The sequence below is a fragment of the Serratia sp. 506_PEND genome, assembly GCF_001076875.1.
Lineage (GTDB): Bacteria > Pseudomonadota > Gammaproteobacteria > Enterobacterales > Enterobacteriaceae > Serratia > Serratia marcescens.
This window is the reverse complement of sequence record NZ_JVEL01000315.1, coordinates 1-10,526: the sequence shown is the minus strand read 5'-3', so window position 1 is coordinate 10,526 and position 10,526 is coordinate 1. Positions and strand designations below refer to the sequence as shown.

Here is a 10,526-nt window from a genome sequence, read left to right as displayed (position 1 = left end):
CAATAAAAAACCCGCCAAGGCGGGTTTGAATTCTGTTCACAATTAATTGCAAGTTGAAGATGCGTGAGAGCTATCGGCATAAGTATCACAGCGGGACTCACCTTTAATTGTTGTTGCTCTGATTGCACCATCTGGTTCTGTATAGACATCTGTATGAACTTTACCATCTTTTTTAAATTGTTCATATTGGCGCTCCTTCGCCATATAAAAGTCTTTATAAACCCTCTCTGTCTCTTTCATCCTCTCTATTTCAGCAAGCCTATTTTCTTCTGCAATTTGTTCATGAGTGGTCATGTAACAGGAAAAAACCAGCGAACTACCGTCATCCTTTATGAATCGCGCTCTAGTGAGGTAACCATCTGAACCACTACCTGTACGACAAGTATTTACAGCAGCCTCTTGAGCCCCATCCTTATCAATAGTGGACCGAACATATGCGTGACCTTCATATTTATAATCAACAGAACTTGTGGAAACTATTGCTTTGCAACCAGAAATTAAAAGCATTGATAATAAAACTATGTTTCTCATACCCTCCCCCAATAAATTAACAAGATGTTATTACGCATGGTAACAGAGGGTCTCGGTACGTTGCAAAATTACATCATCAATTCTTTACGCCGGATGATTTTCACCGTGCGATCTTTGAAATAGCCTCCATATGGCACTCGTTGGCTTAATTGGCCGTATAGATGGTGAAGCAACATGTTATCACCCTGCAAGATCCCCGCGTGGTTTGGTACCGGCGCTGAAAGCTGCATAATCACCATGTCGCCAGCCTGTGGAGCCCCATCGAACTCACGGAAGCCGCAGTCGTGCCAGTTGTCCATGTAGAGGTTTTCTCCTTCTTCCCACCAATGGCGCTCAACACTGTAATTCGGCAGAATTAGGCCGTGCTCTTGCCGGTAATAATCCATAATTAGCGACCAGCAATCGGCATGCCCGAGCACAAACTGGCGCCCCACCAGCGGGCGATCGCCGCGCGGGTAGATCGTTCGAATGTCGCCCTCAGGCCATGACGCAATTACGAACGGCAGCTCATTCACATCGCACTGCAGCTGGTCAAGCTCGCTCGGCTGCGTGGTGGCACCGTCACCGGGGTGGCTATGCACGATGGCANCCACCTCCCCCCAGTCCTCAGCCGCAGCATAGCCAGCGGGATCCAATTCGAAATGCTCTGCCGGCTCAGCTGACCGGTTCCGGCAGGGGAAGTAACGCTCAATACGCCCGCGTTGCACCAGCACGCCGCAGCACTCGTTCGGGAATTCACGCTGCGCATGCGCCAGAATGGCATCGATTGTTTTCTGCCGCATGATTATCTCCTGATCAATGACGAACCGGGGAAACCACCGAAGTCCAGCTCGTTGTTTTCACCAAAGCGCTTTTTACAGTCCGCCAGTAGGCCGGAGCATTCATCCTTGGCAGGGTCATCCGTTGGCTTGCCATCTTTATCAAACCAGCCGTTCTGGCCAGCATAGGCGCACCCATCGCCGGTTTTGTACTGCCCGCGCATGCACCAGGTGCAAAGTGCCGTGATCTGCCGCGTGGGAATGCGCAACCCCTGCAGATCCATCGGGCTCGACAGTGTGAACTCTACGGCTTCGTTATCCTCTCCGCTTTTGCTGTCGATGTAGAAAACCTGCTTAAATTCCTGCTCCGGGTCGGCTTGCGGATTACCGTCCGGAAAATTGCGCGCGTCCAGATAGTGCACAAAGGTATCGTGGATCGTCACCTTTGCCTGAACCATGTCATCGAAACGAAGACATAGCGCGGTGATAAGTGCATCAATATTCGACACGGTTAATTTTGGCTGCGCCGATGTCCCATCGCTGGCAGATTCCAGCCCGGTAATTTCATAGGGGTAAGCGCCGTATTCCTTGCCCTGCCACCATACGGTTTTAGGCTGGAGCTTTGTTTCGTCACCCGCGGCCTTGTCGATTTCGGCCGACGTATGCGGGATGGTTTCTTTATGGAACCGCAAAACGTCGGCGCCAAAGGCAGTGCCGTCTACCTCGATGAAACGGACGCGTTTCCCGGGCTCCAGTTTCTGCACGTCATTGGTGATCGCCACCTTCCCTCCTACGGCGCATAGGCCTGTTCAAACGTTGCTGAAATGGACACAGCCGGACCGCCAACCGGAACCACCCGGATAGAGTCAGCCGCAACGCGATATAGCCCCTTCTCGCCAAGCGGCGGCGTCCAGATAAACGACTTAGTCGTATGCCGGCGCACGAACGCCAGCAAGGGCTGCATGTCGCTTTTGTTGCCGCTGAACGACAACGGCCAGCTTTGGGTTTCCGGATTGATGCCATCGCCGGACACCTGCTTATAGCCGTCGCCAAACTGCGCTGAGCGCACTCTCTGGTTTAGGCTCCCTTCTGGTTGCCCCTGAACTCGCCAGGTGAATGTTTCGATCGTCATATTTTCTCCAGGCATAAAAAAACCCACCAGTTGGTGGGTTTTAACGATGAGAGAATTACCACAAAGCATCCCCATAACTGAGGCTCTGTTTATGGTTTCACGCCATATTTATTTTTGAATTTTGCTTCCATCTTCTCGCATGTGCCAGCAATAAAGCGCTTGGCGCCTTCATCAAGTGATTTGCGGTCATGTTCCTCCCAGCAAAGCTTTATTGCATCACGTGCCTGTGATTTTTCTTTCGCTTCAGGGGACATTGAGCTGCCATCGCCTACCGCGATTGCAACAATTATAACTACCAAGATAGCGGCAAAAATAAGTATTAATTTCATATCAGCGTCCTGCATTATAAAGTGGCAATATATTATCACCACCTGTAATTACTTCAATGTAATCAACGCTGATTTTGAGCGATCCATATCTGCCCGCCTGGCTTAAGTTCTCTCGCAATACCGTCCCTGACTGATGAATCGATTGTTTGCTGGAAAGCCTTTGCCACAGCAGCATTATTGCTAGTCTGACCCTGTGCCTGCCCTTGCTGATTGATAGACACAGGCACATTGATCATTAATGGTGAAGACTCGGCGCTCCGCAAACCATGCATTGGAGCCGAAGCTTTGACGCTGCTATTACCGACATAACCACCATTCGCATATCCTTGCGCACTTCGCATCATGCCGTAAAGATTGCCAACGCCAATATTGCGCGTCGCCTCTTTGGTGAACACGAATTCACCGCCGTGCACGATGCCTTTCGGCTCGTACTTGCCGCCGTCGCCGGTATACCCGCCGTCGTAATGCAACCCCATTGGAACTGCGCCGGGGTTATTGCCGCCAGATGGCGCACTGAGCGAGCTACCAATCCACCCCATAGCCGCCTGAACGGCGTAAGCCACCAACAATTTGTTGATGATCTCGACGATCATTTTCAAAATTGAAGCGGTGAATTCCTTGAATGAGGCTTTCCCGGTTGTGACGAGACTGGTCAGCATGTCAGAAATACCACCAAGCGCACTCTGCGCCACGCTGGAAACTGATCCGTAGACGTTCTCTGCGGCTTGCTGGTATTCATTCAGACCGTTGATAGCGCCGGCGCGCCAATTTTTATCCAGTGCATCACGCTGCTTGTACGTTTCCTCCAATGCCGCCAAGGCGTCTTTTTGGGCGGTAGGGTTTTCTGCATACTCGGTAGTGATCCGGTCTCTTTCGGATTGCCGCTGGGAATCGCGGGAAGTACCACCTTTGGCGAGAAAAGCAATCTCGGCACGTTTCGCTTGCTGCTGCCGATCAAACTTCTGCGAGGCATCCAACAGCTTGTTAAGCCGCTCCTGCTGGGCGACTTCATCCCCTTTGATTGCCAAGGCTTCCTTGTTTGCCAATATCGAGTTTTTATTCGCAAGGTAGGACTGTTCTTGAGCTGTCAACTTCCGCTTATCGGCTGCCTGCTCCAGTACGGCAAATTTCGCCTGCTCAGCCCACAAATCCTTGCGCTGCTGGCTGATGGTGTCATTGATGCTGCGGTGGTCCTGCAGCACTTTGAGTTGCGCCTGGAGCGCCAACAAATCGGCCTGCGCTTTTTCGTCGGCACGATCACCGGCCGGCGCCGTGTACTGGCGCCCTTTCGGTGTTTTTGGGTCTTTATATTTTTCAGCAATACCAGCTCGCGCTTTGGCTATCTGCGCCTCCGTAAATAACTGGACGCTGGCATCCTTTTCGTGTGCCTTACGATTCGCCTCGATCGCCTTGTTAAGCTCCCATTCCTCGCGGGTGCGCTTTTCTGCCTGAGTTTGCCCCCATTCCACCAGCCGGTTCATTGTCTGCTGGGACTTGATAGCATCCTCATCGACCTTGCGCTGATTTTCTTTCTCCGCCGTCACCTTTTTGATGCCAGCGATTTCAGCCTCAGACTCGCGGATAATGTCAGTATATTTTTGTGGTACGGCTTTACCTTGCAATTCAAGGCGTCGGGCCATTTCTTGGGCAGACTTTAGGCGCAACTCCGCCGCCGCCATCTGCTCCGCTTGGGACGGATCACGGCCAATGCTCATGATCTCATCCCACATCTTTTTCGCAGCCATCGCTATGCTGTCAAAAAGGCGCGGCAGCGTTCCCATGCTCTCCTTAATTTCCTGCGCGCGGCTATCCATTGAACCGCTGAGCGCATCCGTGGCTATCCTAACAGCATCAGTTTGCTTCCCCTGATCAACAAGCGCCGAAATCTGTTGATATGTTGCCGCCGTCAGGAAATGATATTTTTTATTGAGCGCCTCAATACCACCGCGGGGATCGTCGGAAAGCTGTGCAAACTGATCTACCAGTGAATCGATGCTTTCACCGCTATAGCGGGAATAATTGACTATTGCTTCCCCACTACGACGGAAATCAACAGCTGAAGATACCGATTTGGCCGCCAGCTTTGTCACCGCTTCAGCTGCGTCGCTATAGTTCCCGGTAGCCTGTCCAATGTTATACGCGAGGTTTTTCAGGCTGGCGGAACTCTGGCCGGAAACGCCGCCAGTCGTGATCACCGCTTTGTTGAATGCCTGGCTTTGTTGTTCTGCTACGTCGTACACATGGTATAAGCCATACAGCGCCGCAGTAATGCCGCCAAGCACTCCGCCCACCGCCAGTATCTGCGGTGACATAAGCTGCTCGAGCAACCCAGAACGATTCGCCAGGGTGATGCTGGAGCCGCGCAAGGCGCCCAGGTTACCGCGCGCCAGCTCTCCGAGCATAACGCCCAGCTCCCGGCGGGCGGCCGACGTCTGCAAACTGAATTTATGCGTGGCGTCGCCAGCGGTGGACAGCTTTTTGATGTAGATGTCCGCTGCGGAACCAACGCCCAACTGCGCGGCGCGGTAGCGCAGCAGCTCTTCCCGCGAAAGGCTCTGCGTCGCCACCTGGTCTTTCAGCTTTTGGATGAAGATCGATTTGGCAGCCGCCGATGCCTCTTCAGCTTTGGTCAGCTCGCGCATTTTATCCGCAGCGTGGCTGGTAAGCGTCAGGTAGTCGTTTTGCGTGATGTTGCCGGCGGCGCGGGCGGCGCGCACCTGCGACTGAATGGCGCGCAATTCCTGCGTGCCGGTGCCGAGCTGCTTGATCCGGTCAATCTGGCGGAAGTAGGATTCGGTCAGCTGGTCCTGCGCCCGGCCGGATGCCGTCGCCGTGGTCTGGCTCTCGCGCAGGCGGCGGCTGTATTCCGCTACCCGCTTGTGCGTTTCCTCGACCTCGTGCGCCACCTCTTTCGATACTTTGGCCGTCTCTTTGCCCGAGGCATTGAAACCGTCAGCCGCGCCGGCGGCGCCTGCAGCAGTTTTCTGGAATTTATCCAGTTCGCTGTTGCCGCGCTGCAGGTCTCCGGTATCGACGCGCAGGGAGATCGATGCAATGTCTGTCATGCGGGGCTCCGTGCAGTAAAAAGCCCGCGCGGCGGGCCATTATTTTTTATGGATGGTGGCAAGCGCAGCGGCTTCCATCACCCTGATATCCGTTAACGCGGTTGCCTCATCGTCGACGCCGTGCAATTTCATCACCCAGGGCAGGCAGTTGTAATCCAACCCGGTGACGCCGCCCATACCGGTACGCCATTGCGTCGCCATTGCCCGGAACACCTCGAACACTGGCCACACGTCGGGGAGCACGTCGATCGGCTCCCCTTCGACGTCCTCGGGCGTTAACCCAAATGCGGCCAGTTCTTCCGGCGACGGGTCAGGCGTATAGAACGCCGAGGCAACCGCTGTTAGTTTTTTTCTCGGATCGCCATCAGCTCGCGGGTGTAGGTCATGGCGATAGAGTCGAACGCACGCGGGTAGTTTTCCAGCAGCACCAGCACGTTCTCACTGTTGAACTCGTCAGGCAGCGCCCAGCCCGCGGCGATTTCCTCGATGAATGCCACCATCGGCGCGCTGCCGTGGCTGCCGGCCTCGATCTGCTTTTCCGTTGCCTCACGCAGGGTGTTCTCCAGCGCTTCCAGCTGGCTGCGGGTCTTATGCTTGAACGTGAACGTCAGCACGCCATCTTCTGCGCCGGCGCGCGGGATTGTGACGTCTTTTTTAAACGTCGAATTTGGGGCCAGGGTAAATTTTGCTGTCATGTCGGAACCTGCGAAAGAATGGGGCTTGCGCCCCGAGGGTTAAAATTACTTGTCCTTGTAGAACGTCATGGTGCGGGACTGTACCGCGATCGATACCTGCACCGTTTCCACCTGGTTCACGGCCGTTGCCGGCTGTGGGTCAAAGGATGGCGTGCCGGACCAGTAACGGGTTTCTTTTGCCGTCGGCACGTACATGTAAAACGGCAGAATATCGCCAACGCGATCGGCAGCGGTCAGGACGTCATAAATCGGCAACGTTGAATCATGCGCAAAGGTAAACGTCTGGGTCTTGGCTGCCTTGTACGTCGCCAGGTTGCGCTGGCGGTCGTCCTCAAGAAACTGGATCTGCACGTACTGCTGATCGCCGCCAGACGCCCCCACTTCAGTGATTTGTGGGATCTGCGTCCATTCGGTGATTTTGATANCCCGCCGGGAAAAATTTGGTATTCGACGTATCCAGTGCACCGATCGTCACCGCCGTTGCCGTCGCCGCTGTCACTTTGGCGACCAGGTTGTCGATGTTTCCCCAGCCTGATTTGATGAGCACAATGTCATCGGCGGCCAGGGTGCCATTTGCCACGGTAAACACCGCGCCCTTGGCGTTACTAACCGCTGACGTTGGCAGCGCTGCCGCCATCTTGGAACCAGCGAAAACCGTGGCGCCGTTTGGTAAGTTAAAAGCCATAGTGGATTCTCCAATTTTGGGCATAAAAAAACCGCCGCGGCGGTCAGAGTGTGATGAGGTGAGCGCGATAGCTCATGCTGACGGGGATGGAATAGCGGGTGTCCGACGTGATGCCACGGTAAACCGTCGGCGGCGTGCTGATGTAGCAGGTGAGCCCCCCATCGCTGAGCGCAAGGCCAACAGGGAACAAAGCGGCCACCCCATCGGCCAGCGCGCGGGCGCCATTGACGCTGACGCCTTCGCCGGCCTTCGCCACGACGTTGATCTGCCAGACGCCCGGCAGCACCTGCAGCTTTTCAGCCAGGTCGATCGTCGTCGTGGTCGCCGGCATCGCGTAGGCCTGAAGATAGAGCGTATCCGGCGGGTTTTCCGAGATATTCTCCCACACCACAGGCACGCCTTTAGCATCTGCCCATTCACCCAGGCGCGCTTCGAGCAGTTCGGCAACTCGGGTATGACTCACGATTTCACCTCCGATACGGCTGCCTGGAAATGACGCTGGAAATCGGCAGCGGTGATCCGCACCATGCCGCCAGGCGCCTGCGACGAGTGACCAAACTCCAGCGGGTAGGCATAGGGAACGTTATTCGTGAAGTACACCGCCTGCATGCCGACACGAAAACGCTCGATCACCAGCGTGCCGGCGGCCAGCGTTTTACCGCCCGATTTATCCACCTGGCCGGTTTCACCCTGCGGCGCCGCATCCAACCCCACCTGCCAGTTGCCGCGGAACCGGCCGCCGGTATAACCGGCCGGCGCCTTGATATCCATGCTGTCGGATACCTTCGCGCGCTTTTTCAGGCGCCCGGTCGGTGTCAGATTGGCCGGATCGTTGCGCTGCGCATCGTTGTGTTCTGCGACCGCGTCGTTATAGGCTTTGGCGGTGGCGTTCACCTCCCACAATTCGGGATTGCCAACGGGCGACATCTGAACCAGTTGCGTTAGGATACGGATCCCCGTTGCGCGGACTACCTGCGCCTGATTGGCCTTTGCCTTGTCCACGAAGGCAGTGATCGCCTGCATGAACGCGTCGTTTTCTGCCATGTCATGCCCTCAGCTGTGCGCGGTAGCAGATCAGCACCGCTGCCGGCTTAACCGGATGCGGATGAACCACGCGATATTTTTTCCCGTCAATCTCAATGCGGTCATCGATACGGATTTCCGTCTGGTAGGTTGCTACCAACAGCACATCGCCGTTCTGAATCAGCGTGCCGTCAATTTCTCCCGGCTTGTATTCCGTCACAACGCCGATCACGTCCGCCTTTTCGTCGGGTAATTGCACCTCTTTCCCATTCACCCGCGTCACTTTCCCGCCGCGGCTGAGCACGCGCTTTTGCCCGTTCTCGGTAAGCAACCGTGTGGCGGTGGCGCGCATCCGGGTATAGTTGATCGCCATACTCAGCCCCTCACGACTCGCACCTGATTCATTGCACCGACAAAGCCTCGTAGCAAACCGGTCAGCCATGGGAACGTTGGCACCGAATTTGATGTGCCAGGAGCATAACTGACACTAACCGCGCCAGAGACGGCCTCCTGCACCACCTCAGCACCACCGTTAAAACTCGGGGTCAGATCGGTTTCCTGAGCCTCAACAGCCAAGTGGCACTGCGCCAGGATAATCTGGCTCGGGATTTTATCATTAGCCAGCAGAACACCATCCACAACCACGCCAGAGCGCGGCCACGGCAGCATCTGATCCGGCGATGAACGTGAACCGCGCCAGCTTTGCCCGGCCAGGTAGTCCATCGCCTGCATCAACAGCGTTTCGCATTCGCTGTCATCGTCCGGCAACGAATAGCCGCGCGTCGTAGCAAAGTCACGAGCATTCTGCACGCTGGCGTAACTGTTAAAACCCGGCGACGTGGGATCCGTAATTAACATGGCTCACCCCCGGACAGTCCAACCGGATGATTTCCAGTTTTCCACCTCAGAAGGATGTACGTCAGCAACCGTTGGTGCGCCGGGAAAAGCAGGGTAATCAGTAACCATAGACACCAATTCTATCTGCTGCTCCTGCTGCTCCTGCTGCTCCTGCTGCTCAGGATTATTTATGTTCGCCTGCTCAGCAGCAAGCTTTTCTGCGATACGCAACGCACGTTGTTCTTTCGTTAATCCAGCCATATATCCTCCGAGAAAAGGGGCCGTAGCCCCTCACAATATCGTTGTCTTAACCCAACAGCGTTACGGCATGCGCCGGTTTAATGGAGGCGACACCCCAAGCCAAACCGACCTCATAGCGCACCTGACGGTACTGGCGATACAGCGCCACCTGGAAGGTGATGCCGGATACCGGATCGGTAACGTTCATCACATCATCAGCGGTATCGCCCCCCTCTGGCATTGCCGGTGTGCGCGCTGCCAACAGGAACGCGTTACGATCAAATGCCATATTCGCGGTAAAACCACCGATAACGGTGATTTTTGCATCATCCGCCAGATCCTGACGCAGGCCAGGCGCTGCCAGAGTGATCGTTGTCGCAGTGGCTGCTGCAATCATGTACTGGTTTTCATCGCCGTCGAACGTCACCAACTGACCGGCAGAAATGCTCCCAGTGCCGGTGTCGATGGCGATGATAATGTCGCCTTCTTTCTTGGCGCCATTAACCAGATAACCCGCAGCGGCAGCAGCCCCCACTCGAGCTACGCCGGCAGACTCGTGGATATTGAACCCTTCCAGTCGACCGATAACGCCCTCACGCAAGAGCTGCTCAGTACCCGATTCATTCACCTTGAACAGCACCGACTGTTTACCACGCAGATTTGTCGTCGCGGAGGAACCAAGAACCATTTGAAGGTCAGTTGTTGGTGAACCATTATCCGACAATACCTGTCGGGCCAACGCCGCATCAGATAGGTCTTCTTTCACACCGAATGGCGCCTTCCCAGCAGTACCAACGGCGCGCGAGGTACCGTAGTAGAGGGCGCCTAAGTCAGCATCAACTTCATTTGCCAGCGCGCGGAACGCCTGTTTGAACTGGTCAGCCAGAATGGTGTTGTAGGTGCCCGCCGGGCCGAGCGCCAGCTGCTCTTCGCCGTTCCATTGAACCGGAGCCATTTTTGACTTGGTAATTTTCACATCGACGCTGCCAATAGCCTGCTGACCATTGCCTGGAGCTGTAGCACCTGGCTCGATATCAAGCGTTTTAGCAACAGGTGCAACTGGCGCGGTGACAGTCTGGTCCTTGGCTGCCTGATCTGCCTTCGTGTTACGTGCCACTGCGGGAATAAAACCGACCTGCTCGCGTGAAACAACGTCCAGAGCGGTATAGATAGTCGGGATCAACCCGGTAAGAGTATTTCCAGCCATGATTTATGGTTTCCTTGAATATTT

Annotated in this window: 14 protein-coding genes and 1 pseudogene; all 15 read right to left on the bottom strand. The window is 55.2% G+C overall.

Annotation, left to right across the window (positions count from 1 at the left end; all coding sequences use genetic code 11):
- Positions 1-42: 42 nt before the first annotated feature.
- Positions 43-531, bottom strand: coding sequence for a hypothetical protein (locus tag ADK28_RS31385; protein ID WP_152929671.1), 489 nt, complete (start codon positions 529-531; stop codon positions 43-45).
- Positions 532-599: 68 nt separating this feature from the next.
- Positions 600-1,313 carry a C40 family peptidase gene (locus tag ADK28_RS08800; RefSeq protein ID WP_048795452.1) on the bottom strand — a complete coding sequence of 238 codons (714 nt, stop codon included), beginning with the start codon at positions 1,311-1,313 and terminating at the stop codon, positions 600-602.
- Positions 1,314-1,315: 2 nt separating this feature from the next.
- Complete coding sequence (locus tag ADK28_RS08795; protein WP_048795451.1) at positions 1,316-2,071, bottom strand: phage minor tail protein L; 756 nt, start codon at positions 2,069-2,071, stop codon at positions 1,316-1,318.
- Between the two features lie 8 nt (positions 2,072-2,079).
- The gene (locus ADK28_RS08790; RefSeq protein ID WP_048795454.1) at positions 2,080-2,421 is read right to left on the bottom strand and encodes a phage tail protein; all 342 of its coding nucleotides are present in this window, start codon (positions 2,419-2,421) and stop codon (positions 2,080-2,082) included.
- Between the two features lie 89 nt (positions 2,422-2,510).
- A complete protein-coding gene (locus ADK28_RS08785; protein ID WP_152929669.1) occupies positions 2,511-2,750 on the bottom strand; it encodes a hypothetical protein in 240 nt (79 codons plus the stop codon).
- A gap of 62 nt (positions 2,751-2,812) precedes the next feature.
- Positions 2,813-5,815, bottom strand: coding sequence for a phage tail tape measure protein (locus ADK28_RS08780; RefSeq protein WP_048795449.1), 3,003 nt, complete (start codon positions 5,813-5,815; stop codon positions 2,813-2,815).
- Between the two features lie 39 nt (positions 5,816-5,854).
- Positions 5,855-6,109 (bottom strand): DUF1799 domain-containing protein, encoded by a 255-nt coding sequence (locus ADK28_RS08775; protein WP_048795448.1) that lies wholly within the window; start codon positions 6,107-6,109, stop codon positions 5,855-5,857.
- Positions 6,110-6,156: 47 nt separating this feature from the next.
- A complete protein-coding gene (locus tag ADK28_RS08770) occupies positions 6,157-6,510 on the bottom strand; it encodes a phage tail assembly chaperone (protein WP_048795447.1) in 354 nt (117 codons plus the stop codon).
- A gap of 45 nt (positions 6,511-6,555) precedes the next feature.
- Positions 6,556-7,147 (bottom strand): annotated as a pseudogene (locus ADK28_RS08765) (phage tail tube protein).
- A 91-nt stretch (positions 7,148-7,238) separates the two neighbouring features.
- Positions 7,239-7,658 (bottom strand): phage tail terminator-like protein, encoded by a 420-nt coding sequence (locus ADK28_RS08760; RefSeq protein ID WP_065426235.1) that lies wholly within the window; start codon positions 7,656-7,658, stop codon positions 7,239-7,241.
- A complete protein-coding gene (locus ADK28_RS08755; protein ID WP_048795445.1) occupies positions 7,655-8,239 on the bottom strand; it encodes a hypothetical protein in 585 nt (194 codons plus the stop codon). The genes ADK28_RS08760 and ADK28_RS08755 overlap by 4 nt, the downstream gene beginning before the upstream one ends.
- A 1-nt stretch (position 8,240) precedes the next feature.
- The gene (locus ADK28_RS08750) at positions 8,241-8,591 is read right to left on the bottom strand and encodes a hypothetical protein (protein WP_048795444.1); all 351 of its coding nucleotides are present in this window, start codon (positions 8,589-8,591) and stop codon (positions 8,241-8,243) included.
- Positions 8,592-8,593: 2 nt separating this feature from the next.
- Positions 8,594-9,076 (bottom strand): DnaT-like ssDNA-binding protein, encoded by a 483-nt coding sequence (locus ADK28_RS08745; RefSeq protein WP_048795443.1) that lies wholly within the window; start codon positions 9,074-9,076, stop codon positions 8,594-8,596.
- Positions 9,077-9,079: 3 nt separating this feature from the next.
- Positions 9,080-9,316: a hypothetical protein gene (locus tag ADK28_RS08740; protein ID WP_048795442.1), complete on the bottom strand. Its 237-nt coding sequence runs from the start codon at positions 9,314-9,316 to the stop codon at positions 9,080-9,082.
- A 46-nt stretch (positions 9,317-9,362) separates the two neighbouring features.
- Positions 9,363-10,502, bottom strand: coding sequence for a P22 phage major capsid protein family protein (locus ADK28_RS08735; protein ID WP_048795441.1), 1,140 nt, complete (start codon positions 10,500-10,502; stop codon positions 9,363-9,365).
- Positions 10,503-10,526 lie beyond the last annotated feature (24 nt).

Excerpts from the sequence above, each read along its gene's own strand:
- ADK28_RS31385 (WP_152929671.1), bottom strand. The coding sequence starts at position 531 with ATGAGAAACATAGTTTTATTATCAATGCTTTTAATTTCTGGTTGCAAA.
- ADK28_RS08780 (WP_048795449.1), bottom strand. The coding sequence starts at position 5,815 with ATGACAGACATTGCATCGATCTCCCTGCGCGTCGATACCGGAGACCTG.
- ADK28_RS08740 (WP_048795442.1), bottom strand. The coding sequence starts at position 9,316 with ATGGCTGGATTAACGAAAGAACAACGTGCGTTGCGTATCGCAGAAAAG.
- ADK28_RS08755 (WP_048795445.1), bottom strand. The coding sequence starts at position 8,239 with ATGGCAGAAAACGACGCGTTCATGCAGGCGATCACTGCCTTCGTGGAC.
- ADK28_RS08770 (WP_048795447.1), bottom strand. The coding sequence starts at position 6,510 with ATGACAGCAAAATTTACCCTGGCCCCAAATTCGACGTTTAAAAAAGAC.
- ADK28_RS08735 (WP_048795441.1), bottom strand. The coding sequence starts at position 10,502 with ATGGCTGGAAATACTCTTACCGGGTTGATCCCGACTATCTATACCGCT.
- ADK28_RS08790 (WP_048795454.1), bottom strand. The coding sequence starts at position 2,421 with ATGACGATCGAAACATTCACCTGGCGAGTTCAGGGGCAACCAGAAGGG.
- ADK28_RS08750 (WP_048795444.1), bottom strand. The coding sequence starts at position 8,591 with ATGGCGATCAACTATACCCGGATGCGCGCCACCGCCACACGGTTGCTT.
- ADK28_RS08745 (WP_048795443.1), bottom strand. The coding sequence starts at position 9,076 with ATGTTAATTACGGATCCCACGTCGCCGGGTTTTAACAGTTACGCCAGC.
- ADK28_RS08785 (WP_152929669.1), bottom strand. The coding sequence starts at position 2,750 with ATGAAATTAATACTTATTTTTGCCGCTATCTTGGTAGTTATAATTGTT.